We start from the raw sequence: 26,343 nt of genomic DNA, 5'->3' as shown, positions 1-26,343 counted from the left end.
CGCCCGCGAAAGAGCCGCCCTAAGATGTGCTTAATTTCTTAAACTTTCCTCCGGGAGCTTTCCATGAGCACACAGCCCGTCAGTACCAGCGTCAACCGTACCCGTTGGCTCACCCTGTTTGGCACCATCATCACCCAGTTTGCACTGGGTTCCGTCTATACCTGGAGCCTGTTCAATGGCCAGCTCTCGCAAAAGCTGGATGCTTCCGTCAGCCAGGTAGCCTTTTCGTTTGGCTTGCTGAGTCTGGGGCTGGCTGTCGCCTCTTCGCTGGCGGGTAAACTCCAGGAACGCTTTGGCGTACGTAACGTTACCCTCGGTGCCGGTTTATTGATGGCTCTGGGGTTTGCGCTTACCGCTCACGCCGACAACCTGTTTATGCTTTACCTGAGCGCGGGTGTACTGGTAGGCCTGGCGGATGGTGCAGGGTATCTGATGACGCTGTCGAACTGCGTGAAGTGGTTCCCGGAGCGCAAAGGGTTGATTTCTGCCTGCGCCATTGGTGCCTATGGCTTAGGCAGCCTGGGTTTCAAGTTTATCTGCGGTTATCTGCTGAGCGTCTACAGCCTGGAAAGCACCTTTATGATCTGGGGAGGTCTGGCGATGGCGATGATCATGCTGGGTGCGCTGTTTATGAAGGATGCGCCCAAACAGCAACCCTCTTCACAAAACAGCACCGGCCGCGCGCGTGATTTCTCGCTGGCTGAGGCGATACGTCTGCCACAGTACTGGATGCTGGCGCTGATGTTCCTGACAGCCTGCATGAGCGGTCTCTATGTGATTGGCGTGGCTAAAGATATCGGTGAAGGCCTGGTGCATCTCTCAACGCAGACGGCGGCCAGTGCCGTGACCATCATTGCTATTGCTAACCTGAGCGGCAGGCTGATCCTTGGGGTGATGTCCGATAAAGTGGCCCGCATCCGGGTAATCACTCTCGCTCAGGTTATCTCGCTGACGGGTATGAGCATCCTGCTGTTTACCCGGATGAATGAATTCACCTTCTTTATCTCCATTGCCTGTATCGCCTTTAGTTTTGGCGGCACTATTACCGTTTATCCTTCACTGGTCAGCGACTTCTTCGGCCTGAATAACCTGACCAAAAATTACGGTCTTATCTATCTGGGATTCGGTATCGGCAGCGTACTTGGCTCGCTGATTGCCTCACTGTTTGGCGGCTTCACTATCACTTTCAGCCTGATTATGGCGCTGCTGGTGATTTCACTGATTATGTCCGCCACTATCCGGCTGCCGCACCGTGCTGAAGAGAGCAAGAAAACGCTGCAACATGCCTGAGGCTGATTAGCCAGGTGCTAATCTGCACCTGGCAAAAGCTCATGTCGATTCTGCCGACCACTCCGCGCCGCTATTTCCCCTGAAACAGCGGCTCCGCTATGCCTGCCACACCGACCCGCACCGCGAACAGGTCGCCTGACTGGGGATACTCTGCCAGCTCCTCTGCGCTACGATCTTCCCTGGAGCTGGTGATGTAGAGCGTTTTCAGATCTTCACCCCCAAACGCCACCATCGTCGGCCAGCGTACCGGCAGTGGAATTTCATCCACTATCTCACCGTTGGCTGGGTTAAGGCGTATTACGCGTGAACCGTCAAACATGGCGACCCAGTAGAAGCCTTCGCTGTCGACTGCCGCACCATCCGGTAACCCACCAGGCCCCTGCTCAAAGCGTTTCAGCACTTCACGCGCGCCAATTTCGCCCTGCTCATCCACAGGGTAGCGCCAGAGGATCCCCTCAGGCGTATCAGTCTGGTACATCCAGCGGCTGTCGGGGGAGAACGCCAGTCCGTTAGAGATTTTGATATCGTCAGCCTGTACCGTCAGCTGGAGATGCTCATCGAGCCGGCAGAGCAGCGCGCCAGGGCGATCCTGCGGTTCCCAGAGCGTGCCGCACCAGAACCGACCATGCCGGTCAACCCGGCCATCGTTAAAGCGGCTGCGCTCTGCCTCGCCAGGATTTGGCGCCAAGCGCTTCACAATTTTCCCCTGCGCATCCAGCATACAGACGCCGCTACGAAGCGCGGCGACAAAACCGCCCTCTGCATTCAGGCCAAAGCAGCCAATATGCTCCGCTACCGGAAACTGCTGGTGGTCGCCAGTTTGTGGATCGAAGCGATGCAGGGCGGGTGCCAGAATATCGACAAAATAGAGCACCTGCTCACTGACGGACCATACCGGGCATTCGCCAAGCTCCGCCTGCGCCTGCAATACGTTTTCCACCTGATAATCCATATTCTCTCCTTATTTGCGTTAAGCTCTAAGCTTACTGCAAAATGAGAAAATTGTGCGCAGAGGATAGCTGCCAATTTTGCCGCCATTATTTTGCTGCAAACATTAAATTAAGAGCATTCCGGCTGAAAAGCCTTTTTTTTCGGCCTTATCTTATTTATGATTATGCACTTCGCCGCAATACTCTTCCCACTGTATTATTTTGAAATATCTGTCTAAATAACTCTACATTAGCGGCATTATTCCTCCACTTTTATCTCGTAAAGTTGTAGTCATTGAAAAAGTGAAGGGGTATTCACAATGAAAGCATTCATTAAGATTGCGTCGGTGGTAGGTGTGATGTTTATGCTGAGCGGATGTATTGTTCATGATGGCTATCGCGGCGGCTATCATCATGGCGGCGGCCACCATGGCGGACATCATCACGACAATGGTCGTCACCGGGGCTGGTAGAAAGGCATTATAAGAGGGTGAGTATTCACCCTCAAGCGGGCAAAGCCTGCACACGGCAATATAAAAAGAAAGAGTAGAAAAATATTAGGCGGGAAAATATTCCCGCCCTTTTTTCGTTTTAGCTTTTAATGCTGTAATTACACTGATACCAGGCCTTCATTAATCCGGGAACCCGGCTTTCCTGCGGCTTAATTGGCTCAACTTTATCAAACCCACGTTCCGAACAGTAGCGTTCCACATCCTCGTCCAGCGCCGTTTTATTTACGGTGGAGGGATTAAAACGATACTGCACAGTATTTACCGCAGGATCCTCATCGATTTTTTCAAATGCTCCTGGCTTAGATGATGTGCAGCCGGCCAGCATAAATATCGCCAGCGCAACCGCGCCCGTTACAAACTTCTTCATGTCAGCTCCTTACTTTCGGTGCGGCATAATACCAGCGAGCCTCTGCTTCGCCATCAGAAAACCCTGCATTTGCACAGTTTTTACCGTGCCGTTGCATTATTTTACCAATTGATTCGATTCAGAAAGCCGTCTGGCGCTCCCGGCAGAGGGATGCGATTATCCACTCAGACATAATTTATGTCTGCCAACACCATGAATGACTTTGAATAACATTATGTTATGCCCGCGGCGAGCGGGTTTTTTTTTGCGCTTATTTGGCGTTACCGTCAAGGATTATACGTAACACCTCGCCCGAATGATTGACCGGAAGTGCCAGCACAGATTGATAAAGGTCGATGGTCATATCACAAAGCTTCGCTCTATCCGCGCCCGCCTCTGCCGGGGCGTTCAGCGTTTGCAGGGCGGTTCCCCATTTGTTATACAGCGATCGCACAATAACTTGCAGATCGGCCCGTCCGCTGGCCGCATCCACCGGCTGCTCTGCGCCGTGGCTGTTCAGCAAAAAGCTATCGAGAACAGCCATCTCTTTATCAATCAACGGCTGGGGCAAAATCTCTGCCGTGTTAACACCGCCTTCAACCTGGGGGAAAAGATATTTGAAGCACAGATCAGCGTTTCTTTGCCTGATGATCTTCATCTCTTCCAGCGCCACGGTCATATAGTCATAAAGCTGCGCGTTACTGGCATAGCTGATGCGCTGATTCAGCAGATCGGCAAGCCAGGGGCGCAGTCGCTCCAGCGCCTGCTTTTCGCTGTTGCCCGCCCGCAGAGCGTCAATAAACTCCCGATCCAGCTTCTGATACAGTCCCGGCTGCTGCGCCCTGATGGTGCGATAGACCGGTAAAGAGGCCAGATGCTGTTGCGCTGCCGCAAGACGCTCATCACGCTGCTGCTGAGGCAACACCATGCCGAAGTAATAAAAGTTGCCAATGAAGAGCAGCAAAAAGCTAAAAAATATGGCCAGCTTTTGGCTGATTTTTCCACTTTTATACAACCAGGTAAAAAACAGCACAACCGCAAGGCCGCCTGATAAGGAGATAAGCGTAGCGTAGGACATGAAAAGCAAACCTTTGTTTACCGGGCCGTCTCAAACGGCCCGTCGTTCAGTATTAATTAACCCGAACATCTACCAGCACCGGACAGCTGGCTCGTTCAATAACAGCGGCGCTGACCGATCCTTTCAGCAGCCGGTTAAAAGAGGAGAGATGACGCCGTCCCATAATTATCATCGCGGCGCGGAGTTCGTTGGCCTGATTCACAATGGTTTCCGCTGATTCGCCAGCAACGACCCGTCCGGTTGCGCGAATACCGGCCCGCTGAAGCTCGGCCAGCGCCTGGCGTACGGCACCTTCTGCGGTATTTTGCTCATCCAGCGCGTAGCCGAAATCGCCCGGATCCTCTCCGGCTTCAATAGTGTAACTTCCGGCAGTAGTGGCATAACTGGCGTCAACACAACACAGCACCACGACGTCGGCATCCAGTGCCAGCGCCTGCTCTGAAGCCAGGGCTACCACTTTTCGCGCAATGGCAGAGTTATCAACGGCGACTAAAAGTGTTTTCATCTGTCCCTCTCTGTTAATCACGTAAGGCCGCTTTGCCTATCTCATCTACCAGCGCCTCTTTGCATTTCAGGATCTCTTCACGGAAGCGCGCCTCATGCTTTTGAAAACGGGTAGAGGGAACCAGCAGGCTGATAGAAAAGCGGCCAAGAATGGTGTCAATCGCCACCGCCATCGTGGAGATCCCTTCCAGCGTTTCACCCCGATCGTAGGAAAGCCCGGTGCGTCGAATCTCCTTCAGCCGCTCAAGAAGTTCAGGAAACGCCTTAACTGTCAGATCGGTGATGGCTTCATAAGCATCCCCAACCAGCGCACGTGCCTCTTCATCACTCCCCAGAGCCAGCAGAGCTTTACCGCCGGAAGTGCTGTAGAGGGGAAGGTTCAACCCGATACGGGGAACCACCCTGAGTTCACGGTCGGCCACGACGTAGTGCACAATGGCCAGTTGCAGACCACTGGCGCGAGCCAGCGATACCGTCTCTCCCGTCGCATCGCACAACGCCTGTAGCCAGGGCTGAGCGATAGCCACCACATCGGTATGTACCGTAGCGATCAGGCGCAGCAAAGCGGGGCCAAGCCGCACGCCTCCCACACCTGGACTGCGGACTAACTGTACGGAGTCCAGGGCCGCCACGATGCGCTGCACTGTGGATCGGGGGAGATCAACAGCCTGCGCTATTTCACCCAGGCTCATGCCGTTTGGGCTGTCGCCCAGCGCGTTCAATATTTTGGCCGCGCGGGAGATCACCTGGATTCCACCAGTTCGCTCATCTTCACGCACTACAGTAGGGTCAGACATAGGGTTCAGCTCCTTGCTTGATGCGAATACTTTAGCACTCTTTCAGGCTGCGAACAGGCTGTATCACATTGCAATACAGCTAATCGCCATGTAATATCGCCGGCGAATGTATCACAATGCAATACAGTGCACCGATAATTTTTATTTTCGCCAATGGAATTTTCACTATGACAGCTCAACCGGCAGCGCCCCCCGCTCCCCACCCCTTTACCCTGCGCCTGGCGTTGGGGCTGGTGGGCGTGCTGATCGCCGCGCTGACCTCGGGACTGAATGACAGGGTAACGGACCTGGCCCTTGCTGATATCCGAGCCGCTATGGGGTTCGACTTTGACAGTGCAAGCTGGATCACCTCTGTGTACCAGGCTGCCGAAGTGGCGGCCATGATGATAGCGCCCTGGTTTGCCGTGACGTTTTCGCTTCGCCGTTTCACTCTGGTGATGGCCTCCGGGTTTGCCATAGCAGGCCTGCTGCAACCTCTGGCCTCCACGCCCTCGCTCTTTATTGCGCTCAGGGTTGTTCAGGGCATTTTCGGTGGCGCGCTGCCGCCGATGCTGATGACCGTCGCCCTGCGTTTCCTGCCGCCGGGCATTAAGCTCTACGGTCTGGCGGCTTACGCACTTACCGCAACGTTTGGGCCAAATATTGCCGCCTCGCTGGCCGCTTTCTGGACCGACTCCGTTGGCTGGCAGTTTGTTTTCTGGCAGGTTGTGCCATTGATAATGATTGCTAACCTGCTGATCGGCTGGGGCATTCCCCAGGACCCGACGCGCTTTGAACGCTTTAAACAGATTGATCTGTTCGGCATGGTGACCGGTTGCAGCGGTATTGCGCTGCTGATCCTGGCGCTGACTCAGGGCGAGCGTCTGGACTGGCTGGCTTCGCCGCTGATTACCGGCATGCTGCTGGCCTCATTTGCGCTGCTGATTGTGTTCCTGATCAATGAATGGTTTCACCCGCTGCCGCTGTTCAAATTACAGATGCTGGAGCGGAGAAACCTGACTCACGGTCTGCTGGTGCTGGCGGGGGTGTTGGTGGTAGGACTTTCCGGCTCTGCCCTGCCCTCGGCCTACTTTGGTCAGGTGGAAGGCTTCCGTACCCTACAGTTTGCGCCGCTGGCGCTGACGATTGGTCTGCCCCAGTTGATTATCGCTCCGATGATGGCTGCCATCCTGAATATGCGTTGGGTTGACTGCCGCTGGATGCTGACGGCCGGTGCCGGTCTGCTCTCGCTGTCGTGCCTGCTGGGCATGCAGCTGACCGGTGAGTGGGCCAGGCAAAATTTCTGGGTGATCCAGCTCTTACAGGCCTTTGCGCAGCCGATGATGATCTTACCAGTACTGATGAGCGCCACCAGCGTCGTCCAGCCGCCTGAAGGGCCTTTTGCTTCCGCCATGTTCAATACCGTAAGAGGCTTTTCCAGCGTGGCTGCCAGTTGTCTGGTGGAAAACTTTCTGACTCATCGTGAAAAGTTTCATTCGCATACGCTGACAGACAACCTGGGTAATCGCCCGTGGCTGATGACGGCGGATACCCCGGCCAGTGCCGGCAGCCTGACGCCTCTGCTGCCGGACGGCAGCGCCAGCTCAACGGAAAATCTGAGCCACTTTGCCACGCTGCTAAAGCACCAGGCGGTGATCCTCAGTATCAGCGATGCCTATATGCTGATTATCGGTTTTGCCCTGCTGATGATCCTGTTAACGGCGTGGCTGCCAAAACGCGTCTGGCCACCGCAAACCCTTATCCAACGCCAGGCCTAATCTACGAGATAATAATATGAGCTTCACACCTGCAAAAAGAACGTTGTTGTTACTCCTGCTGTTAGCCGTCCTGCTGGGGATGGCCTTTTTCGTCTGGTCGGCCATGAATCACCATCGTGCCCGCACCGATGATGCTGTGGTTACGGCGGACTATACGCTGGTTGCCCCAAAAGTTTCCGGCTATATCCGCACGGTCAACGTCAGTGACAACCAGCCGGTCAAGGCAGGTGAAACGCTGGCAACGATTGATGACCGCGATTACCGGGTAGCGCTGGAAACGGCCGAAGCTAACCTTCAGGTCAGCCAGGCGAAACTCAGCAGCATTGAAGCCCAGCTGGAGCAGCAGCAGGCCACAATTGCACAAACCGATGCTGCCGTCAGCGCCAGCGAAGCGACGCTGAGCTATGCGGGACAAAATGCTGAGCGCTATCGCCGCCTGTTGAAAACCGGCACCGCTACAGCCGATGAACAGCAAAAAACCAACGCCTCTATGCGTGAAGCCTCGGCTCAGCTCCGCCAGAGCCAGGCTGCGGCGCTCGCTGCGCGTAAAGAGACTGGCATCCTACAGGCAAGCCTCAAACAGGCTAAAGCAGATATCGCCGCCTCAACAGCCAACGTCGATCAGGCCCGTCTGAATCTCTCCTACACCACTATTACCGCGCCGATTGCAGGTTCCGTGGGGCAGCGCTCTGTTCGCCAGGGCGCATGGGTCTCTGCCGGCACGCGTCTGTTGGCGGTAGTGCCTTTGCAGCAAACCTATATAGTCGCTAATTTCCTTGAGACCCAGCTGACGCATGTGCAGCCAGGCCAGGGCGTTGCGGTCAAAGTCGATGCTTTACCCGGCGTGACGCTGCGTGGTCATGTTGACAGTATTGCGCCAGCGACAGGCTCTACTTTCGCAGCCATTACCGCCGACAACGCAACGGGAAATTACACCAAAGTGGTGCAGCGTTTACCGGTCAAAATTGTGCTTGAACCCGGTCAGCCAGAGCGCGCGCGTTTAAGGGTTGGCATGTCCGTGGTGCCCGAGATCGAGACACCCTGACCCGGACGATGCTTAGCATAACCGACTTTATTTTGCGCCGGAGAGCAGGTAAATTAGCCGACGATCCTGCCATAAGCCGTTTATGGCTACCCGATACGGCCTGGCTTCAGGGTCTGCTGCATCGTAAAGTTCGCGAAAAAGCCTGGGATCGGCCCAGTTCAGGCGTTAAGAGGAGTTGCTGGTGAAATATGCTTTGATGGGAATCTCTTTTATTATGCTCATTTGGGTTGGCACTTTCTATCTGATGCTGTAACCCTGGAGCACGCATTCAGCGGGTCAGGCCTCCCGGCCTGACCCCACTCTTTAAATCTCTTCTTCGTTGAGCTTCACCGTCCCCGGTAAAATCCCATCAGCACGGAACATTGACTTAATGCCTCTTACCGCCTGGCGGATGCGGTCGCTGTTTTCAATCAGGGCGAAGCGAACATGTGTGTCGCCATAGTCGCCAAAACCAATGCCTGGTGAGACGCACACTTTAGCTTCCTGAAGCATATGCTTGGCGAATTCCAGCGATCCCATATGGGCATAGTGATCGGGAATTTTTGCCCAGACGTACATAGAGGCTTTTGGGATCTCCACCATCCATCCCGCTTCATGCAGCCCTTTCACCAGCACGTCGCGGCGGCGCTTGTACTGCTCTGCAATCTCTTTCACGCACTGCTGATCCCCTTCCAGGGCGGCAATCGCTGCTACCTGCAACGGGGTGAAAGTCCCGTAATCGTGATAGCTTTTGATACGCGCAAGCGCGGCCACCAGCTCCTTGTTACCGACCATAAAGCCGATGCGCCAGCCTGCCATGTTGTAGCTTTTCGACAGGGTGAAAAATTCCACGGCGACGTCGCGCGCGCCCGGCACTTCCATGATCGACGGCGCTTTCCAGCCGTCGTAAACAATATCCGCATAGGCTAAATCGTGGATCACCAGCACGTTGTACTGTTTGGCCAGCGCAATAACGCGTTCAAAGAAATCCAGCTCCACGCACTGCGCGGTGGGGTTTGAAGGGAACCCCAGGATCATCATTTTGGGCTTCGGATAGCTTTCCCGGATGGCGCGCTCCAGCTCGTTAAAGAAATCTACCCCCGCCACCAGCGGCACGGAGCGAACCTGCGCCCCCGCTATCACTGCGCCATAGATATGGATTGGGTAGCTGGGATTGGGCACCAGCACCGTATCGCCATGATCAAGCGTGGCCAGCATCAGGTGCGCCAGCCCCTCTTTCGAACCGATGGTGACGATAGCTTCAGATTCAGGGTCAATCTCGACCTGATAGCGGTCGGCATACCAGCGTGAAATGGCCCGACGCAGACGGGGAATACCGCGCGAGGTGGAATAACCATGCGTATCGTCTCGCTGCGCTACGGCGCAGAGTTTTTCCACAATATGCGGCGGCGTTGGGCCATCCGGGTTGCCCATGCTGAAGTCAATGATGTCTTCACCACGGCGGCGCGCGGCCATCTTCAGTTCGGCTGTGATGTTAAATACGTAAGGGGGAAGACGTTCAATGCGGGAAAAACGGCGTGGAGAGCTGTTGTCAGCCATAGGATCCTCTGATTTACGTTAGCGCCCGGACCGTCCGAGCGACGCTGACCAGAAACTGGTCGAACACTGAACATAACGTAGAGGCTGCCGCCCTGTCGATAGGGCGACATAAAATAGTTTTAAACGTCTTTTTTCAGCCGACCAAAGACCCAATCGTTCACCCATTCACCTCTCAGCAGATAATTATCCCGCAGCGTCCCCTCAAGCTGAAAACCGTTCTTTTCCAGTACCCGCCGCGACGGCCAGTTGCCTTCCACCACCTGCGCTTTGATTTTGTGAAACTCACAGTGCTCAAACAGGTAATCTGTCAGCGCGCCCAGTGCCTCACTGCCGTATCCTTTGCCGCAATGCTCGCTGAGAAAGGAGTAGCCCACTTCCGCCTGCCGGTAGGGCGCCCACTCGGCATTGGTGCCAATCAGCCCCACCGCCTCGCCACTGCTTTTCAGCCTCACCACCAGGCAGAGCATATGGAAACTGGTGACTTGCCAGGGCGCCAGGCGGTCATTAAAGCGCTGACGGATATCGGCCATCTGCGGCACGGCGCTGATATACTCCATGCTGCTCGTATCGGTATGAACCCGGTAAAAAAGTTGCCAGTCTTCCGCCTGAAGGTTCTTTAATTGCAGCCGCTCAGTGATGAGTTGCATAACGTTCTCCACAAAAGAGTTGATCTGAGCTAAAGCCATGGCAAATCATTATGTTGATGCCTGGCACATCCTGCCCGCTTTCCCTATCATAACCTTCTCTCTATTCTTTTGCTGAGGCGCTCGTGCACTCAATGTTTGACATGCTGCTTGCCGTGCTGGACCGCGCTGCGCTGATGCTTATCTGCCTGTTCTTTATGACGCGCACGCGCCATTTTCGTCAACTGCTGCAAAAGGATGAACACTCCCGCCAGGAGCTGATTGCGGTCACGGCGATCTTTTCCCTGTTCGCGCTGTTCGGTACCTGGAGCGGCATCAACGTTGACGGATCGCTGGTTAATGTCCGTACCATTGCCATTATGTCCGGCGGCATCCTGTTTGGCCCCTGGGTCGGCATTATCACTGGCGTTATCGCGGGCCTGCATCGCTTTCTGATCGATATACACGGGGTTACCTCCATCCCCTGCCTGATCACCAGCATTATTGCTGGAGTCGTCTCTGGGTATATCAACCTCAAGGTGAGAAAAGAGAACCGCTGGAGCATGGGTATTATTGGCGGCATGCTGTGTGAATCGCTGACCATGATCCTGATTGTGGTCTGGGCCAGCCCGACCATGCTTGGGATAGAGATTGTCTCTGAAATAGCCGTACCGATGATCCTCGGCGCGGCGAGCATCGGCTTGATTGTGCTGCTTATTCAGAGCGTTGAGGGGGAAAAAGAGGCCATTGCCGCCCGACAGGCCAAACTGGCGCTGGAAATCGCCAACAAAACGTTGCCGCTGTTCAGGCAGGTAAACAGCCAGTCCTTGCGCCAGGTATGTGACATTATTCGCAGCGACATTAATGCGGATGCCGTTGCCATTACCAACAAGCACCAAATCCTGGCTTATGTGGGCGTGGGCGAAGCGAATTACCATAATGGCGATGATGAGATAAGCCCGACCACCGCCAGCGCCATTGCCAATGGTGAAATCATTATCAAAAACAACGATGAGGCGCACCGGACGCCAGAAATTCACTCGATGATTGTGATCCCGCTCTGGGAAAAGGGGGACGTTACCGGCACCCTTAAAATTTATTACCGCCATGCGCACCGCATCACCTGGTCGCTGAAAGAGATGGCGGTGGGTCTGTCGCAGATCATCTCCACCCAGCTTGAAGTCTCGCGGGCGGAACAGCTGCGGGAAATGGCGAACAAAGCGGAACTGCGCGCCTTGCAGAGTAAGATCAACCCGCATTTCCTGTTTAATGCGCTGAACGCCATCTCCTCCTCCATCCGCATCAATCCGGACACCGCCCGGCAGCTCATCACCAACTTGTCGCGTTATCTGCGTTACAACCTGGAGCTTAATGATGATGAGATTATCGATATCAAAAAAGAGCTCTATCAAATCAAGGATTATATCGCCATTGAGCAGGCCCGCTTCGGTGACAAGCTGACGGTGATTTATGACATTGATGAAGAGGTGAACTGCTCGCTGCCCAGCCTGCTGATCCAGCCGCTGGTAGAGAATGCCATTGTGCACGGCATTCATCCCTGCCGGGGAAAAGGCGTGGTTACCCTTAGCCTGAAAGATCAGGGCGACAGGATCCGAATTTCGGTGCGGGATACCGGCAATGGAATCAGTGAAGAGGTGGTTGCGCGGGTTGAGCGTAATGAGATGCCGGGCAACAAAATTGGCCTGCTTAACGTGCATCACCGCGTGAAACTGCTCTATGGCGAAGGGCTGCATATTCACCGCCGCAACCCCGGTACGGAAATCGCTTTTTATATCAGCAAAAATGGCACGGTGCTGCCCGCCAGCGAAAGCGTCTCTTTATAAGCCTGGTCGTCTGTTAACTTCGGGAAAATGATGTGAAAGCGATAATTGTTGAAGATGAATTTCTGGCGCAACAGGAGCTTAGCTGGCTGATTCGGCAGCACAGCCAGCTGACCATTGAGGCCACCTTTGATGATGGCCTGGATGTGCTGAAATATCTGCAAACTCATCAGGTGGATGTGATATTTCTTGATATCAATATTCCTTCGCTGGATGGCATGCTGCTGGCGCAAAATATCAGTAAATTTGCGCAAAAACCGCTTATCGTGTTTATTACTGCCTACAAAGAGCATGCGGTGGATGCCTTTGAGCTGGAAGCATTTGACTATATTTTGAAGCCCTACCATGAGATGCGCATCATCACCATGCTGCGCAAGGTGGAAAACACCTTACATCAGGCTTATCAGCCGGGAAATCAGGAAAACGTCCGCCACGGCGTACACAGCGTAAATCTGGTGAAGGATGAACGGATCATCGTCACCGATATAGATGATATCTACTACGTCGAAGCACACGAGAAGATGACATTTGTCTACACGCGGCGCGAAGAGTACGTGATGTCCGTTAACATCACCGAATTCTGTGGCCGCCTGCCGGAAGAGCAGTTTTTCCGCTGCCATCGCTCTTACTGCGTTAACCTCAATAAGATCCGCGAAATCGAACCCTGGTTCAATAACACCTATATGCTGAAGCTGCGGGATCTGGAGTTTCAGGTGCCGGTAAGCCGCAGCAAAGTGAAAGAGTTTCGCCAGCTGATGCGGCTCTAAGAGAAAGGGCCGGTATCCCGACCCTGTGAAGAGGCTGTTACAGTACACTACCCAGCGTCTGGCGCAGGTGCGCACCAGCACCCAGCAGGCCGGGCTGATCGTGGGTGATCAGAAAGACGGGAATGTTCTGCACATAATCTTTGAAACGGCCTTTGTCTTCAAACGCGGCACGAAAGCCGGACGCCTTAAAGAACTCAAGGAAGCGAGGCACAATGCCGCCCGCAATATAGACGCCGCCAAACGTCCCCAGGTTCAGTGCCAGGTTACCGCCAAAGCGGCCCATCACCACACAGAACATCGCCAGCGCGCGGCGGCAGTCAGTACAGCTGTCATCCAGCGCGCGTTGAGAAACGTCTTTTGGTTTGAGATTTTCCGGAACCCGTCCATCCGATTTCACCATCGCCCGGTAGAGGTTAACCAGACCCGCGCCAGAGAGGATACGCTCGGCAGAGACATGGCCCAGCTCTTCTCGCAACACTTCCAGGATCATATCTTCTTCTTCGCTGTTAGCGGCGAAATCAACATGCCCCCCTTCGCCCGGCAGGCTGACCCAACGCTTATCGACATGCACGAGATGCGCCACGCCCAGCCCGGTTCCTGCACCGTAAACAGCTACAGGTTTATCTTTTACCGCCGCGGTGCCGCCAAACTGCATCACATCCTGCTCAGAGAGCATCGGGATGGCCATGGAAACAGCAGTGAAGTCGTTGATGATCTCAAGGTGCTCAAAACCAAGATTGGCCTTCATTTTGCTGGTGGAAAATGCCCAGTCGTGGTTGGTCATCTCTACCCAGTCGTCGGTGATCGGACAGGCTATAGCGATACAACCGTCGACGATCTCCTGCTTCTGCTCCTCCAGGTAAAAACGGATCACGGCTTCAAGGCTATCGTAGTCTGCTGTGGAGAAAGTTTTGGCTTGGGAAATGGCACCGGTTTCGGTTTCACACAGTGCCAGGCGGGCATTAGTTCCGCCGACATCACCTACCAAAGCATACTTAGTCATTATTGTTTTGCTCCGCTTACGTCATTTATACACACTATAAATTTCCCCCACTAAAACAACAACGCCCGCCCGTGTCAGGGCGCACGAATCAGGCTAATCGCCTACCTTACCTGCCTGCGGCGCCCTTGCCCACGGGCATCAATCTGAATTAATGCCCATTATGCCGAATTTCGCTGATTTAGCGCCGCCGTGACCGCTTTTAACAGCGGCGGGACGTCCAGCGGCGGCAGCTGAACCTCTACCAGCGACAGGCGTTGCGTTCGCTGAATGATTTTCATCACTTCCGTCAGCTGCACCGTTTCATTAACCCGCCAGCTTTGTGCAGCGCATTCACGACTCATCGCCTGTGGCAGCTGCGTCCAGTTCCAGGGAGCAATATCATTGTAGCGCTGGTGCTCTCCATGAATGGCACGCTCAACAGTATAACCCGCATTATTAAGAATGAAGATGACAGGCTTCAGCCCATCCCGCAGCAGGGAACCCAACTCCTGAATGGTTAACTGGGCAGAGCCATCGCCGCTGAGCAGCACCACGCGCCGATCCGGGCAGGCTGTTTGCGCCCCGTAAGCGGCTGGCAGCGTATAGCCAATCGAACCCCACAACGGCTGGCTGATAAATGTAGCATCCTGAGGCAGACGTAATGCTGCCGCGCCAAAAGCTGCCGTCCCCTGGTCAGCAAGGATGATGTCTCCCGGCCTGATGAAATCCTGCATCGCCTGCCAGAAAGTATTTTGCGTAAGCGTGTCAGAGGGCTTGTTTTGTAACGGCGGCGGAGAGCCGGAGGGCGCAGGCCACGAGGCTGCATAACGGCTGGCAACGGTCCGTAAAGCTTTAATCGCCTCCGCCATCGGCAGATGAGTAAAGGTCTTATCCCCTGCCCGGCTCGAATTCAGACCGATGGCAATGGTTTTGCCGGGGTCGATATTTTGCGTAAAGCCAGCGGTGATCGTATCGGTGAAGAGCACTCCCACCGTAATAATAACCTCGCTCTGTTCAATAATGCGCTGCGTGTCGCCCGCGCTCGCTGCACCGGCATAGGTTCCCACAAAGCCGTTACGCTGTTCTGGCAGCACCCCTTTTCCCATCAGTAATGTGGCAAAGGGCATCGGCACCTCATCAAGAAACTGTGCCAGAGCCTGCTTCTGGCCCGCGCGGTCAGCCAGGAAATCGGCCAGCAGGGCTACGCTTGCTGCATGAGCCAGCATTTGCTCTGCCGCCGCAGTAAATGCTGCCAGCTGCGCAGGATCGCATGAGCGTTCAACAATCAGCTTTTCCTTTGGCGCGGCGATCTCTGCCATGGCCACATCGGTTGATAAATAGAGATAAACGGGACGGTGCGTTTTCAGCGCGGTCAGCAGCAAGCGGTCTGTCTCCTCAGCCGCATTTTCCGGCGTCAGAACAGCCTGCGCTTCGGTGATTTCACGGGACATACGCAGGAAGTGACGATAATCGCCATCGCCCAGGGTGTGATGCAGCAGCAAACCTTCTTTCGCCGCTGCGCTGGCGGGAGCACCCACAATATGGATCACCGGCACATATTCTGCAAAGCTGCCTGCCACGCCATTGAGGGCGCTGAGTTCACCTACGCCGAAAGTGGTCAACAGCGCTGCCGCGCCACGACAGCGTGCGTAACCGTCGGCAGCGTAAGCGGCATTCAGCTCATTAGCGCAGCCTACCCAACCAATTTCAGAGCTGTTGATGACCTTATCCAGAAATTGCAGATTGTAGTCGCCCGGTACGCCAAACAGATGACCGATACCGGCTTCCTGTAAACGAGACAGCAAATATTCCCCAACGGTAAGACGTGGCATAGGGTTTCTCCTCAGTGGCTGTTAACTGAGTATTGCTGATAAATTTGCAGCTATTCGCAACCTGCCCCAGGGCGCGTGGCAACTCTGCGTTACGCCTCAGCTAATTTTTCAAGTTGCGATCTGCCGCGCTTACCGCTTCAATGTAACCGTATACACTGACAGGCTTTCAGGGAACTCCATCCACTTTGAACAGGAACTATTCATGGTTTATCAGGCAGATGCAGAACGTTATCAAAAAATGACCTATCACCGCTGCGGCAAAAGCGGCCTGAAGTTACCGGCTATTTCGCTGGGCCTCTGGCATAACTTTGGCGACAGCACACGTGTGGATAACAGCCGTGAACTCCTCAGGCATGCTTTTGATAACGGTATCACTCATTTCGATCTGGCGAACAACTATGGCCCACCTCCGGGTTCGGCTGAAGAGAATTTTGGCCGCATTCTGCGTGAAGACTTTGCGCCTTACCGCGATGAGCTGATCATCTCCTCAAAAGCGGGTTACACCATGTGGGATGGCCCCTATGGCGACTGGGGTTCACGTAAGTACCTGATTGCCAGCCTGAACCAGAGCCTGAAACGTATGGGCCTGGATTATGTGGATATTTTCTATCACCACCGTCCGGATCCAGAGACGCCGCTGGAAGAGACCATGACGGCGCTGGACCATATTGTGCGCCAGGGCAAAGCGTTATATATCGCGCTCTCTAACTACCCGGCAGCGCTGGCAGCAGAAGCCATTGCCATCCTGAAGCAGTTGGGTACACCCTGCCTGATCCATCAGCCGAAATATTCCCTGTTTGAGCGGACGCCGGATAATGGGCTGCTGGATGTGCTGATTAAAGAAGGCGTAGGCAGCATCGCCTTTTCCCCGCTGGCTGGGGGCGTGCTCACTGACCGCTACCTGAACGGCATTCCGGAAGATTCCCGTGCCGCCAGCGGTAGCCAGTTCCTGAGCAGCGATCAGCTGACCCCGGAAAAAATGGACAAAGTGCGTCAGCTCAATGCGCTGGCGCAGCAGCGTGGGCAGAAGCTTTCCCAGATGGCGCTGGCCTGGGTACTGCGCGAGGGTCGCGTCACTTCGGTGCTGATTGGTGCCAGTAAAACCAGCCAGATTGACGATGCAGTAGGCATGCTGAAACAGCGTGACTTCACGTCGGCTGAACTGGATCAAATCAACGCCATCCTTGGCTAACCCCCTCCCGCCGCGGCCTGCGGCGGGTTTCTCCGGATAATTCTCAAATCCCCTCTTTACGCACTTTTTCAGAATCTCCCAGGCGTAACGCCCGTTAACTCTTTATAATCTTGGCGACACAACGGAGCAGTTGAGCCGTTGATAAGGAGATATAATGAAACGTTTTCTGTTTGTTGCCGCTTTGCTGGCAAGTTTATCCCCGTTGGCGATGCACACAGCGCAAGCCGACAGCGCCAGAATTACGTTAGCCCCTGGCGTTTCATTGCAAATTGGTGACCGCGACCCGCGCGGTAATTACTGGGATGGCGGACGCTGGCGCGACCGCCACTACTGGCGCAGCAACTATCGCTATGATGAAGGCCGCTGGTGGCGTCATGAGCAATGGCGTCGCCATGAGGAGATGCGCCGCCGTCATGAGTGGGAGCGAGAGCGCAGATGGCACGACCGTGAACGTCAGCGTGAATGGCGTCATCATGAGCGCGATCGCCATCACGACAGGGATCATGGCCATCGCCATTGATCAAAAAAGCCGACCTGCGGGTCGGCTTTTTTATGGAGCACGGCGGCTGAGCAAAGAGTTACATCCCCAGCGCCATCGCCACCAACAGATAAAGATTCAGCGCCACGACCACCAGCACAATCAGTTTTCCTATCCACTGCATGGGACGAGAGTTAACCATGTCGCCCATCAGCTCACGATTGCCGGTAAAGGTCAGCAGCGGAATAAGCGCCAGCGCGATACCAAAGCTCAGCAGTACCTGGCTCATCACCAGAATGCGCGTCGGTTCCCACCCCGCCATGATCACGATAAATGACGGCAGCATAGTGACCAACCGGCGCACCAGCAGCGGGATGCGGATATGAATAAAGCCCTGCATCACCACCTGCCCGGCCATGGTGCCGACCACGGTTGAAGAAAGTCCGGCGGCCAGCAGACTAAGCCCGAACACCAGCGAGGCGGCGCGGCCCAGCAGCGGGTCAAGGGTCAGGTAAGCCTGATCCAGATCGGCAATGCCCGTATGGCCGCTGAAGTGGAAAGCCGCCGCTGCCGTAGCCATCATCGCCAGATTAACAAAACCGGCAATGGTCATGGCAATGGCCACATCCAGCTTAGTGGAGGAGTAGCGCTGCTCACGCGAGCCGCCATCAGGACTTTGCGTTAAGGAAGAGTGGAGGTAAATAACGTGGGGCATGATTGTGGCCCCCAGTACGCCAGCGGCCAGCAGCACCGCATCCGCCGTTGGCAGGGCAGGCACCGCCAACCCATGCACCAGATCGGCAATTTTAGGCTGTGAGAAAAACAGTTCAATGACATAGGCCGCCGCCACAAACAGCAGCAACCCGCCAATCACCAGCTCCAGCGGTTTTTGACCGCGGCTCTGCAACATCAAAATCAGGAAAGTAACGACACCGGTAAGCACCGCGCCTTGCAGCAGACTGACGCCAAAAATCAGCTTAAAGCCAATCGCCGCCCCGATAAATTCAGCCAGGTCGGTGGCCATGGCGATGATCTCAGCCTGCACCCAGTAGAACCAGACGGCAGGACGGGGGAATCGATCGCGGATATGTTCTGCAAGATTTTTGCCGGTGGCGATGCCAAGCTTGGCGGACATCAGCTGGATAACCATGGCCATGATGTTAGCCCAGACCACCACCCACAGCAGCGTGTAGCCGTAAGAGGCACCGGCCTGAATGTTGGTCGCAAAATTGCCGGGATCGATATAGCCGATAGCCGCGATAAAGGCAGGGCCCATCAAAGCAAATTTTATTTTGCGTGCTCCCCGGACGGTTTGCTCTGCTGTACGGCCTTCAAACATTGGTATCCCCTTCAACCCAGATGCGATCATTCTCTTTTAGGTGATAATGATTATCAAGCGCATTTGAATAGGTATTCGTTATCGCTGCGATAGCCCCTACTAAGAAATATAGCAAAGGCTATACTCCAATCCAAACTACTCCACAGCTAAAAAATGAGCAATTCTTTTTGTGCGACTTGTTAAAAGGATAACCTTGATGTGAATGGGGTGTTTTTATAAACAGTGTCAGGATGTGATCTGGCGGGTGTATCTGTCGGATGAGTGATAGGTAATTGTTATATTGTGTCCCAGATCTCGTTTTTAGGTTTCTTGTTACATAGAATGTGCAGCGAAATACAACATCCTTCAAAAATGGAGCACACATGTCAGGCATTTTTCACTTTGCTTTGGCGCTGGTGATGGTAGCCGTGTTGGCCCTGCTGGCCAGCACGAATCGGAAAAACATCCGCGTACGTTATATTATACAGCTTCTGGTTATTGAAGTGCTGCTTGCGTGGTTCTTCCTGAACTCAGAAGTCGGCCTTGGCTTCGTGAAAGGATTTGCGGGACTGTTTGACAAGCTGTTGAGCTATGCCGCACAGGGAACTAACTTTGTCTTTGGTAATATGAGCGATAAAGGTCTGGCGTTCTTCTGGCTGAACGTTCTGTGCCCTATCGTGTTTATCTCCGCGCTGATTGGTATTTTACAGCATTTCCGTATTCTGCCGATTATTATTCGCGCAATCGGAACCGTGCTGTCCAAAATCAACGGCATGGGTAAACTGGAATCCTTTAACGCCGTCAGCTCGCTGATTTTAGGCCAGTCAGAAAACTTTATCGCCTACAAAGATATCCTCGGCAAAATGTCCCAGCGTCGCATGTACACCATGGCGGCGACGGCGATGTCTACCGTATCGATGTCGATTGTGGGCGCATATATGACCATGATTGACCCGAAATTTGTGGTAGCAGCGCTGGTGCTGAACATGTTCAGTACCTTTATCGTGCTGTCGATTATCAACCCCTACAGCGTCGACAGCGAAGAAGAGTTAACGCTGAACGATCTGCATAAAGGGCAGAGCTTCTTTGAGATGCTGGGTGAATATATCCTGGCCGGTTTCAAAGTGGCGGTGATCGTGGCTGCAATGCTGATCGGTTTTATCGCGCTGATTTCCGCTATCAATGCGCTGTTTGATTTTATCTTCGGCATCAGCTTCCAGGGCGTGCTGGGCTACGTCTTCTACCCGTTTGCCTGGGTGATGGGCGTACCGGCTGGCGAAGCGTTGCAGGTCGGCAGCATCATGGCAACCAAACTGGTTTCGAACGAGTTTGTAGCGATGATGGATCTGCAAAAAGTGGCGGGTGAACTCTCTCCGCGCGGCGTGGGTATCCTCTCCGTGTTCCTGGTCTCTTTTGCTAACTTCTCCTCTATCGGGATTGTGGCAGGAGCGATCAAAGGGCTGCATGAAGAACAGGGTAATGTGGTTTCCCGCTTCGGTCTGAAGCTGCTCTACGGCTCCACGCTGGTGAGCATTCTTTCCGCCTCTATTGCTGGCCTGGTTTTGGGCTGGTAATCAGTCAGCAGAATAAAAAAGGTGGGCCTGAGAAGGTCCGCCTTTTTTTATGGGGGTTAAGGGAAACAGAACCAGGCCTGGCTGATAAACTCATCATTCACTTCAAACACCGCCATACTTTCGATCGGCTGCTCAGCAATGCCGTAGATCAGTTCGTGATCGAAGGCTTTTTTGCCAATACAGACCGGGTGATTAATTCCGCCCGGAGTGCCGGATTGTTAAAGCGGTTTTGCTGACAGAAGGTTCTGAGATCCTCTTTCCCGATCAGGGAAGGCTGTTCGGCTGGCAGACGCCAGGCGCGAAAATCTTTGCCCTACGATCTTAAGCTGACCTCGTTAGACTCCGGCGCGCCGGTTCAGGAAGCGCTCAATGCGTGCGCGCTCGATATCCGCTTTACCGGTGATTTGCCCTTTCTGTTTGTCTATCCCTAACCCGAACTGGCAGAATCCGGTACTGTTTAGGGTTTTTCCCTTTTTCACATTTCATCTGATTCTCCGGGAAAGCATCAGGGGCGCGGCAGCGCCCCTGATGGGTTTTACGTCGTGAACGAGTTCCGCCGTCAGAAGCTCTACTTCACGCCCAGCACGCCCTCGGTGTCGCTGTAGCCCTTACCGGCCATCTGCTGGCCCGCTGACACGTCCATGCTCAGGTTTTTCGTCAGCTGCCCCTCAACCCCGGCCTTCAGCTCGCCCGCGTTGCGTACGCCGTCACGGTAAGCCGAGAACGCTATCCGGATCTGTTACTGATGGCAAATATTGCGATCGTAAGAGCAGCAAAACATACAGCTCCGCTTGGTTTCGACTGTGTGGGTACCACGCTGCACGGCTAAACCCATGAGACCAGGGGTAAAAACCTTGCGGATAAGGATTTCAGATCCTTGCATAAAGGTATTTCAGAATGGGAGTATGGCTTGATTGCGCAACTGGAACGCGACGGAACGGGAACGCCTGGATACAGAGTGATAAATTTCAGAAACGAAGATGAATAATGGGTGTGAGAAGGTGCGAAAAGAGGAAGAGTAAAGAGTGATTGGTGGAGATAAGCGGGATCGAACCGCTGACCTCTTGCATGCCATGCAAGCGCTCTCCCAGCTGAGCTATACCCCCACTACATTCAATCTGTTTTCCGGTGCCAAATCTGCTGGTGAAGATTTGGTGGAGATAAGCGGGATCGAACCGCTGACCTCTTGCATGCCATGCAAGCGCTCTCCCAGCTGAGCTATACCCCCGAACCGAATAACCTTGTCGGAACCTGAGTTGTCCCAACGGCGGGGATAATATGAAACAGCGCTGATGGTGTCAACGGCAAATTAGCAAACTGAAGTTAATCGCTGAAAAAGCCGCCAATAAGGGTCAGTGAGAACTTGTTTACATAATATTCAGGCAGCAGAAATCCCCTTTATAGCGATCTTCACAACCATAAAATAGGGTCAGCAGCGCAATTTTACTAAGAATTTTCTGAGGATGGCTTTTCAGAGCCGCAATCATGTAAACAGAGGGTTAATTAGCCTCCTAATTGTTCTTGTTTTTGTTAATTTCCCGTGCAAAACTGCCCGCGCTTTCGAAGGCCGGAACCCTCTCAGCGCTGGATGCGCGCGTTTTACAACGCGATGGATCCGGCCATTTTTTCCTTCACTACACCAGAATCAGAGCTATATATGTCCTTGCATTCACCTAAAGAAATCGCAGCGGTTGCTATTCAGTCCGGCGTGGCTAAAAGCCACTCTTCTGTTTCCACTTTACTTATTCTCGGGTTTTTAGCCGGTGCCTTTATTGCGCTCGGCTTCCTGCTGGATATTCATGTTATTAACTCTCTGCCTGCCGACTGGGGTTCATTTGGCGGGCTGCTGGGCGCGGCCGTATTCCCGGTGGGGATTATCCTGACCGTTCTGGCCGGCGGTGAACTGCTGACCGGTAATATGATGACCATGCCGATTGCCTGGTTCGCCCGTCAGGTCAGCGGTTACAGCGTGCTGCGTAACTGGTTCTGGGTAACCCTGGCTAACTTTATCGGCAGCATTGCGGTAGCGTGGTTCTTTGGCCATATGCTCGGCATGACCGAAGGCGATTACCTGAAAAAAACCGTCGCTATCGCCAGCGCTAAAGTGAATGCTGACTTCACCCACTCCTTTATTTCCGGCATTGGCTGTAACTGGCTGGTGTGCCTGGCTACCTGGCTGGCTTTTGCCAGTAAAGATGTGGTGGGCAAAATTTTCGGTATGTGGTTCCCGGTAATGGCTTTTGTGGCCATCGGTTTCCAGCACGTGGTCGCTAACATGTTTATCGTCCCTGCGGCCATTTTCGCAGGTCAGCTGAGCTGGGTAGAGTATCTGCCTAACTTTGTCGCGGTATTCCTCGGTAACACCGTTGGTGGCGCGGTATTCGTCGGCCTGGCCTATTACATGGCCTACCGTCCAAAGGAAGATGCGGTAAAAGTGTCAAATTAATGCCTGCCTTCCCTCTGCCTGTGCCGGGCAGGGGGAACCCTCTCCTCTCCTCTTGCTGTATTAATCACCGCTTTAGTCATCATTCCTGTTAGTTGTTCGTATTACGAAATCCTGTAATATGTTGAGGTTACCTCACGTCGCAAACAGGAATTGCACTATGAAAAAGGAATGGTTAACGCCAGAAGAGCTGGCCAGAGAGACAGGTTTCAGTCGTCAGACAATCAATAAATGGGTAAAGAAAGAGCAGTGGATCACCAAGCCTAAACCCGGCGTACAGGGAGGAAAAGCGAGGATGATTTACATTGACGAGCGTGTCCGAAGTTTTCTTAAGTCTACCCGTCACGCTGCCGAACCCACGGCCACTTATCGCGTTCCTCCCAACTCCCTCTCTTCGTTATTGCTGACTTCTCTCCAGCAGATGAGTCCCGCCGAGCAGGAAAAACTTTACGCCTTACTGTTACGTGAAGGAATTCAGGGCCTGCTTCGTCGTCTCGATATCAGTGATGCTCAGGAATAAAAAAACCGGCCCGCAGGCCGGTATTCTGGAAGAGTAGCGCAGCGTTACTGCTGAGCTTCACGCTCTGCAATAAAGGCCAGCGCCTGGTCGATACGTGCTACAGAACGGGTTCTGCCAATTGCATGCACGGTGACATCAAGTGCGGGAGACTGTCCCGCACCGGTGACAGCTACGCGCAGCGGCATACCGACTTTACCCATGCCCACTTCCAGCTGATCTGCCGCAGCCTGAATTGCCTGGTGCACGTTCTCTGCGCTCCAGTCTGTGACTGCCGCAAGTTTGTCGCGCACCACTTCAAGCGGCTGACGGGCAACCGGACGCAGGTGTTTTTTCGCCGCATCGGCATCAAATTCGGCAAAATCCTCGTAGAAGTAACGACAGGAAGCCGCCATCTCTTTCAGGGTCTTACAGCGCTCACCTAACAGCTTCACCAGCTGAGCCAGTTCCGGCCCGGTACGGGTATCAATATTTTCCTGCTCAATATGCCATTGCAGGTGTGTTGCCACATATTCAGGCGCCAGCGTATTGATATAGTGATGGTTCAACCATTGCAGCTTTTCAGTGTTAAACGCGCTGGCAGATTTGCTGACGGCTTCCAGATCGAACAGGTTTTTCATCTCTTCTACAGAGAAAATTTCCTGATCGCCGTGTGACCAGCCCAGGCGAACCAGGTAGTTCAACAGCGCTTCCGGCAGATAGCCATCGTCACGGTACTGCATCACCCCTACCGCGCCGTGGCGTTTAGAGAGTTTCTTGCCATCATCGCCCAGGATCATAGAGACGTGCGCGTAAACCGGCACCTGTGCACCAATCGCTTTCAGAATATTGATCTGGCGCGGGGTGTTATTGATATGGTCTTCGCCACGGATAACGTGGGTGATTTCCATATCCCAGTCATCGATAACCACGCAGAAGTTATAGGTTGGCGCACCGTCAGTACGACGGATGATCAGATCGTCCAGCTCCTGATTGCTGAATTCGATCGGGCCACGGATCTGATCATCAAAGATCACCGATCCCTCCAGCGGGTTGCGGAATCGCACCACACAAGGCTCATCATCAGCATGATGTTCATGGCTGTCGCGGCAGTGACCGTCATAACGTGGCTTTTCATGATTCGCCATCTGCGTTTCGCGCAGTTCGTCCAGACGCTCTCTGGAGCAATAGCATTTGTAGGCTGTTCCCGCTTCCAGCATCTGGTCGATTACCGCGTTATAGCGATCAAAACGTTTGGTCTGGAAGTACGGGCCTTCATCCCAGTTGAGATTGAGCCAGTTCATGCCATCCATAATCGCGTCGATAGCCTGCTGCGTGGAGCGCTCCAGGTCGGTATCTTCGATACGCAGGACAAACTCACCGCCCTGATGACGGGCAAACAGCCAGGAGTAGAGCGCGGTACGTGCGCCGCCAACGTGCAGATAGCCGGTTGGGCTGGGGGCGAAGCGGGTTTTGATTTTCATTAACAGCTGCCTTATTACGCTATCAGTTTCGGCTCATGCCGGTGAGGTCTGATTAATATCAACTAAAGTGGGCAACATTCTACCACCTGAAGATGATTCCTCAACGGCATTCCCCCGGTTGTTGGCAGCCTTTGCCTGGAAAGCCCGCTTCACCCCCTGGTTTTTGCATAAAACCCCAACATCTTGATTAATTTTAAGACGAACGAATATTTTCCTTTTAAAAACCGTTGACTCATTTGCCGCGATCCCTATAATGCGACTCCACACAGCGGGGGTGATTAGCTCAGTTGGTAGAGCATCTCCTTTACACGGAGGGGGTCGGCGGTTCGAGCCCGTCATCACCCACCACTCTAAAGGGTGGCTCGCAGTGTAGAGTAAGACCAGAATTCCAGAGATGGGTGATTAGCTCAGTTGGTAGAGCATCTCCTTTACACGGAGGGGGTCGGCGGTTCGAGCCCGTCATCACCCACCATCTCTCAGTGAGTTTTGTGAAGAAGTACCGAAGTGGGTGATTAGCTCAGTTGGTAGAGCATCTCCTTTACACGGAGGGGGTCGGCGGTTCGAGCCCGTCATCACCCACCACTTCGGGTCGTTAGCTCAGTTGGTAGAGCAGTTGACTTTTAATCAATTGGTCGCAGGTTCGAATCCTGCACGACCCACCAATGTAAAAAGGCGCCCTAAAGGCGCCTTTTTGCTGTGCGTCATTCGTGAAGGAGTTGAACCTGTAGCAGGTCGGGTGGAACGAAGAGAGACAGCGTTGCCATCAGCCACGTCCAGTCAGGACAAGGCAGAGCCAGGTCATCCTGCACGACTTATCAATGTAGAAAGGCGCCCTGAAGGCGCCTTTTTGCTGTCTGCGATTTAGGTTTTTTCTTTGACGTACAGCTGCGGCATGGATTAAAGGCTTGTCGCCTGTGCTGCTGCCAGCCGGGCCGGGATACTGAATCGAAAAGCATGTCGTCTGAAGGGCCCAGTAGCCTGGTCAGGGAGAATGGGGTACTGAATTAAAAGCGTGCCGTCTGAGGGGTCAGTAGTCTGGTCAGGGAGAATGGGATACTGAATTAAAAGCGTGCCATCTGAGGGGTCAGTAGTCTGGTCAGGGTGAATGGGATACTGAATTAAAAGCGTGCCCTCTGAGGGGGCAGTAGTCTGGTCAGGATGAATGGGGTACTGAATTAAAAAGCATGTCGTCTGAGGGGGCATTAGTCTGGTCAGGGAGAATGGGGTACTGAATTAAAAAGCATGTCGTCTGAGGGGGCAGTAGTCTGGTCAGGGAGAATGGGGTACGGAATTAAAAGCGTGCCGTCTGAGGGGTCAGTAGTCTGGTCAGGGCGAATGGGGTACTGAATTAAAAAGCATGTCGTCTGAAGAGCCAGTAGCCTGGTCAGGGAGAGGGGGCTGAACACAAAAACGCCGTGAACCCCTCCCTGGGGGCTGCGAAGCGGCGTCCATGCCGCTTAGCTTTTGCTTATCAGCCCCCTCTCCCTTCCCCACAGCATTGGTGTTGCCTGTTACA

At 53.9% G+C, this 26,343-nt stretch carries 25 protein-coding genes and 6 tRNA genes; 17 read left to right on the top strand and 14 right to left on the bottom strand.

The features are described 5' to 3' along the window. The first annotated feature begins 63 nt into the window (after positions 1-63). The gene (locus AAH450_RS01150) at positions 64-1,290 is read left to right on the top strand and encodes an L-lactate MFS transporter (RefSeq protein ID WP_342908536.1); all 1,227 of its coding nucleotides are present in this window, start codon (positions 64-66) and stop codon (positions 1,288-1,290) included. Between the two features lie 70 nt (positions 1,291-1,360). Here AAH450_RS01150 and AAH450_RS01145 read toward each other — a convergent pair whose 3' ends face one another. Next, positions 1,361-2,242, bottom strand: a complete 882-nt coding sequence (locus tag AAH450_RS01145; protein WP_342908535.1) for an SMP-30/gluconolactonase/LRE family protein — start codon at positions 2,240-2,242, stop codon at positions 1,361-1,363. A 297-nt stretch (positions 2,243-2,539) separates the two neighbouring features. Here AAH450_RS01145 and AAH450_RS01140 point away from each other — a divergent pair, with 297 nt between their 5' ends. Further along, positions 2,540-2,692 (top strand): hypothetical protein, encoded by a 153-nt coding sequence (locus tag AAH450_RS01140; protein WP_342908534.1) that lies wholly within the window; start codon positions 2,540-2,542, stop codon positions 2,690-2,692. Positions 2,693-2,810: 118 nt separating this feature from the next. On the opposite strand, the gene AAH450_RS01135 is transcribed toward AAH450_RS01140, so the two are convergent. The 4 genes from AAH450_RS01135 to AAH450_RS01120 form a co-directional block, all read right to left on the bottom strand. After that, positions 2,811-3,098, bottom strand: a complete 288-nt coding sequence (locus AAH450_RS01135) for a hypothetical protein (protein ID WP_342908533.1) — start codon at positions 3,096-3,098, stop codon at positions 2,811-2,813. 250 nt (positions 3,099-3,348) lie between these two features. Further along, the gene (locus tag AAH450_RS01130) at positions 3,349-4,155 is read right to left on the bottom strand and encodes a hypothetical protein (protein ID WP_342908532.1); all 807 of its coding nucleotides are present in this window, start codon (positions 4,153-4,155) and stop codon (positions 3,349-3,351) included. Between the two features lie 52 nt (positions 4,156-4,207). Continuing rightward, positions 4,208-4,660, bottom strand: coding sequence for a universal stress protein (locus AAH450_RS01125; RefSeq protein WP_342908531.1), 453 nt, complete (start codon positions 4,658-4,660; stop codon positions 4,208-4,210). Positions 4,661-4,673: 13 nt separating this feature from the next. After that, a complete protein-coding gene (locus tag AAH450_RS01120; protein ID WP_342908530.1) occupies positions 4,674-5,456 on the bottom strand; it encodes an IclR family transcriptional regulator in 783 nt (260 codons plus the stop codon). Between the two features lie 167 nt (positions 5,457-5,623). Between AAH450_RS01120 and AAH450_RS01115 the strand changes: the two genes are divergently transcribed. The 3 genes from AAH450_RS01115 to ypdK all read left to right on the top strand — a co-directional run bounded on the left by AAH450_RS01115 (position 5,624) and on the right by ypdK (position 8,511). Then, a complete protein-coding gene (locus AAH450_RS01115; protein WP_342908529.1) occupies positions 5,624-7,213 on the top strand; it encodes an MFS transporter in 1,590 nt (529 codons plus the stop codon). Between the two features lie 16 nt (positions 7,214-7,229). Then, entirely contained in the window at positions 7,230-8,258 is a 1,029-nt protein-coding gene (locus AAH450_RS01110; protein ID WP_342908528.1) for an HlyD family secretion protein, read from the top strand. Between the two features lie 181 nt (positions 8,259-8,439). Further along, positions 8,440-8,511, top strand: coding sequence for a membrane protein YpdK (ypdK, locus tag AAH450_RS01105; protein WP_342909543.1), 72 nt, complete (start codon positions 8,440-8,442; stop codon positions 8,509-8,511). A 50-nt stretch (positions 8,512-8,561) separates the two neighbouring features. Here ypdK and alaC read toward each other — a convergent pair whose 3' ends face one another. Beyond that, entirely contained in the window at positions 8,562-9,797 is a 1,236-nt protein-coding gene (gene alaC / locus AAH450_RS01100; protein ID WP_342908527.1) for an alanine transaminase, read from the bottom strand. A gap of 119 nt (positions 9,798-9,916) precedes the next feature. Continuing rightward, positions 9,917-10,444 carry a GNAT family N-acetyltransferase gene (locus AAH450_RS01095; protein WP_342908526.1) on the bottom strand — a complete coding sequence of 176 codons (528 nt, stop codon included), beginning with the start codon at positions 10,442-10,444 and terminating at the stop codon, positions 9,917-9,919. Positions 10,445-10,584: 140 nt separating this feature from the next. On the opposite strand from AAH450_RS01095, the gene AAH450_RS01090 reads away from it, so the two are divergent. Beyond that, entirely contained in the window at positions 10,585-12,264 is a 1,680-nt protein-coding gene (locus tag AAH450_RS01090; RefSeq protein ID WP_342909542.1) for a sensor histidine kinase, read from the top strand. Positions 12,265-12,296: 32 nt separating this feature from the next. After that, entirely contained in the window at positions 12,297-13,028 is a 732-nt protein-coding gene (locus tag AAH450_RS01085) for a LytR/AlgR family response regulator transcription factor (protein WP_342908525.1), read from the top strand. Between the two features lie 37 nt (positions 13,029-13,065). On the opposite strand, the gene glk is transcribed toward AAH450_RS01085, so the two are convergent. Beyond that, positions 13,066-14,031: a glucokinase gene (gene glk / locus AAH450_RS01080; RefSeq protein ID WP_342908524.1), complete on the bottom strand. Its 966-nt coding sequence runs from the start codon at positions 14,029-14,031 to the stop codon at positions 13,066-13,068. A 158-nt stretch (positions 14,032-14,189) separates the two neighbouring features. Then, entirely contained in the window at positions 14,190-15,842 is a 1,653-nt protein-coding gene (locus tag AAH450_RS01075) for an alpha-keto acid decarboxylase family protein (protein ID WP_342908523.1), read from the bottom strand. Between the two features lie 202 nt (positions 15,843-16,044). On the opposite strand from AAH450_RS01075, the gene mgrA reads away from it, so the two are divergent. Beyond that, positions 16,045-17,034 carry an L-glyceraldehyde 3-phosphate reductase gene (gene mgrA, locus AAH450_RS01070; protein WP_342908522.1) on the top strand — a complete coding sequence of 330 codons (990 nt, stop codon included), beginning with the start codon at positions 16,045-16,047 and terminating at the stop codon, positions 17,032-17,034. Positions 17,035-17,188: 154 nt separating this feature from the next. Continuing rightward, on the top strand, positions 17,189-17,554 hold the full coding sequence (locus tag AAH450_RS01065) for a DUF2502 domain-containing protein (RefSeq protein WP_342908521.1): 366 nt from the start codon (positions 17,189-17,191) through the stop codon (positions 17,552-17,554). A 58-nt stretch (positions 17,555-17,612) separates the two neighbouring features. Here the strand turns inward: AAH450_RS01065 and AAH450_RS01060 are convergent, their stop codons facing one another. Beyond that, a complete protein-coding gene (locus tag AAH450_RS01060) occupies positions 17,613-18,851 on the bottom strand; it encodes an Nramp family divalent metal transporter (protein WP_342908520.1) in 1,239 nt (412 codons plus the stop codon). Positions 18,852-19,213: 362 nt separating this feature from the next. On the opposite strand from AAH450_RS01060, the gene AAH450_RS01055 reads away from it, so the two are divergent. Further along, a complete protein-coding gene (locus AAH450_RS01055; RefSeq protein WP_342908519.1) occupies positions 19,214-20,404 on the top strand; it encodes a NupC/NupG family nucleoside CNT transporter in 1,191 nt (396 codons plus the stop codon). Positions 20,405-20,712: 308 nt separating this feature from the next. Next, entirely contained in the window at positions 20,713-20,835 is a 123-nt protein-coding gene (locus AAH450_RS21080; RefSeq protein ID WP_463322691.1) for a hypothetical protein, read from the top strand. Positions 20,836-20,972: 137 nt separating this feature from the next. On the opposite strand, the gene AAH450_RS21075 is transcribed toward AAH450_RS21080, so the two are convergent. The 3 genes from AAH450_RS21075 to AAH450_RS01035 form a co-directional block, all read right to left on the bottom strand. Further along, positions 20,973-21,134, bottom strand: a complete 162-nt coding sequence (locus AAH450_RS21075) for an autotransporter outer membrane beta-barrel domain-containing protein (RefSeq protein WP_463322704.1) — start codon at positions 21,132-21,134, stop codon at positions 20,973-20,975. A 300-nt stretch (positions 21,135-21,434) separates the two neighbouring features. Then, positions 21,435-21,510: transfer RNA gene (locus AAH450_RS01040), tRNA-Ala, on the bottom strand. Between the two features lie 46 nt (positions 21,511-21,556). After that, positions 21,557-21,632 (bottom strand) — tRNA-Ala (locus tag AAH450_RS01035). A 429-nt stretch (positions 21,633-22,061) separates the two neighbouring features. Here AAH450_RS01035 and AAH450_RS01030 point away from each other — a divergent pair. Together AAH450_RS01030 and AAH450_RS01025 are read left to right on the top strand one after the other, a co-directional pair. After that, positions 22,062-22,850 (top strand): formate/nitrite transporter family protein, encoded by a 789-nt coding sequence (locus tag AAH450_RS01030; protein WP_342908518.1) that lies wholly within the window; start codon positions 22,062-22,064, stop codon positions 22,848-22,850. 157 nt (positions 22,851-23,007) lie between these two features. Continuing rightward, complete coding sequence (locus AAH450_RS01025) at positions 23,008-23,367, top strand: YfeC-like transcriptional regulator (RefSeq protein WP_342908517.1); 360 nt, start codon at positions 23,008-23,010, stop codon at positions 23,365-23,367. 44 nt (positions 23,368-23,411) lie between these two features. On the opposite strand, the gene gltX is transcribed toward AAH450_RS01025, so the two are convergent. Further along, entirely contained in the window at positions 23,412-24,827 is a 1,416-nt protein-coding gene (gltX, locus tag AAH450_RS01020; protein WP_342908516.1) for a glutamate--tRNA ligase, read from the bottom strand. Positions 24,828-25,099: 272 nt separating this feature from the next. On the opposite strand from gltX, the gene AAH450_RS01015 reads away from it, so the two are divergent. The 4 genes from AAH450_RS01015 to AAH450_RS01000 all read left to right on the top strand — a co-directional run bounded on the left by AAH450_RS01015 (position 25,100) and on the right by AAH450_RS01000 (position 25,489). Then, positions 25,100-25,175, top strand: a tRNA-Val gene (locus tag AAH450_RS01015). Between the two features lie 48 nt (positions 25,176-25,223). After that, a tRNA-Val gene (locus AAH450_RS01010) sits at positions 25,224-25,299 on the top strand. A 34-nt stretch (positions 25,300-25,333) separates the two neighbouring features. Beyond that, positions 25,334-25,409, top strand: a tRNA-Val gene (locus tag AAH450_RS01005). Positions 25,410-25,413: 4 nt separating this feature from the next. Further along, positions 25,414-25,489, top strand: a tRNA-Lys gene (locus AAH450_RS01000). The last annotated feature ends 854 nt before the right edge of the window (positions 25,490-26,343 follow it).

Origin of the sequence: Erwinia magellanica, from assembly GCF_039023495.1 — a bacterium.
GTDB lineage: Bacteria > Pseudomonadota > Gammaproteobacteria > Enterobacterales > Enterobacteriaceae > Erwinia.
The sequence above is the reverse complement of the archived record's forward strand: the minus strand, read 5'-3'. Positions and strand labels throughout refer to the sequence as shown.

What these genes read in the sequence shown, in the direction of transcription:
- alaC (WP_342908527.1), bottom strand. Translation starts at nt 9,797, where the DNA reads ATGGCTGACAACAGCTCTCCACGCCGTTTTTCCCGCATTGAACGTCTT.
- AAH450_RS01075 (WP_342908523.1), bottom strand. Translation starts at nt 15,842, where the DNA reads ATGCCACGTCTTACCGTTGGGGAATATTTGCTGTCTCGTTTACAGGAA.
- AAH450_RS01030 (WP_342908518.1), top strand. Translation starts at nt 22,062, where the DNA reads ATGTCCTTGCATTCACCTAAAGAAATCGCAGCGGTTGCTATTCAGTCC.
- AAH450_RS01095 (WP_342908526.1), bottom strand. Translation starts at nt 10,444, where the DNA reads ATGCAACTCATCACTGAGCGGCTGCAATTAAAGAACCTTCAGGCGGAA.
- glk (WP_342908524.1), bottom strand. Translation starts at nt 14,031, where the DNA reads ATGACTAAGTATGCTTTGGTAGGTGATGTCGGCGGAACTAATGCCCGC.
- AAH450_RS01140 (WP_342908534.1), top strand. Translation starts at nt 2,540, where the DNA reads ATGAAAGCATTCATTAAGATTGCGTCGGTGGTAGGTGTGATGTTTATG.
- AAH450_RS01025 (WP_342908517.1), top strand. Translation starts at nt 23,008, where the DNA reads ATGAAAAAGGAATGGTTAACGCCAGAAGAGCTGGCCAGAGAGACAGGT.
- AAH450_RS01125 (WP_342908531.1), bottom strand. Translation starts at nt 4,660, where the DNA reads ATGAAAACACTTTTAGTCGCCGTTGATAACTCTGCCATTGCGCGAAAA.
- AAH450_RS01060 (WP_342908520.1), bottom strand. Translation starts at nt 18,851, where the DNA reads ATGTTTGAAGGCCGTACAGCAGAGCAAACCGTCCGGGGAGCACGCAAA.
- AAH450_RS01090 (WP_342909542.1), top strand. Translation starts at nt 10,585, where the DNA reads ATGCTGCTTGCCGTGCTGGACCGCGCTGCGCTGATGCTTATCTGCCTG.
- mgrA (WP_342908522.1), top strand. Translation starts at nt 16,045, where the DNA reads ATGGTTTATCAGGCAGATGCAGAACGTTATCAAAAAATGACCTATCAC.
- AAH450_RS01135 (WP_342908533.1), bottom strand. Translation starts at nt 3,098, where the DNA reads ATGAAGAAGTTTGTAACGGGCGCGGTTGCGCTGGCGATATTTATGCTG.
- AAH450_RS01130 (WP_342908532.1), bottom strand. Translation starts at nt 4,155, where the DNA reads ATGTCCTACGCTACGCTTATCTCCTTATCAGGCGGCCTTGCGGTTGTG.
- AAH450_RS01145 (WP_342908535.1), bottom strand. Translation starts at nt 2,242, where the DNA reads ATGGATTATCAGGTGGAAAACGTATTGCAGGCGCAGGCGGAGCTTGGC.
- AAH450_RS01120 (WP_342908530.1), bottom strand. Translation starts at nt 5,456, where the DNA reads ATGTCTGACCCTACTGTAGTGCGTGAAGATGAGCGAACTGGTGGAATC.
- AAH450_RS01055 (WP_342908519.1), top strand. Translation starts at nt 19,214, where the DNA reads ATGTCAGGCATTTTTCACTTTGCTTTGGCGCTGGTGATGGTAGCCGTG.
- AAH450_RS01150 (WP_342908536.1), top strand. Translation starts at nt 64, where the DNA reads ATGAGCACACAGCCCGTCAGTACCAGCGTCAACCGTACCCGTTGGCTC.
- gltX (WP_342908516.1), bottom strand. Translation starts at nt 24,827, where the DNA reads ATGAAAATCAAAACCCGCTTCGCCCCCAGCCCAACCGGCTATCTGCAC.
- AAH450_RS01110 (WP_342908528.1), top strand. Translation starts at nt 7,230, where the DNA reads ATGAGCTTCACACCTGCAAAAAGAACGTTGTTGTTACTCCTGCTGTTA.
- AAH450_RS01065 (WP_342908521.1), top strand. Translation starts at nt 17,189, where the DNA reads ATGAAACGTTTTCTGTTTGTTGCCGCTTTGCTGGCAAGTTTATCCCCG.
- AAH450_RS01115 (WP_342908529.1), top strand. Translation starts at nt 5,624, where the DNA reads ATGACAGCTCAACCGGCAGCGCCCCCCGCTCCCCACCCCTTTACCCTG.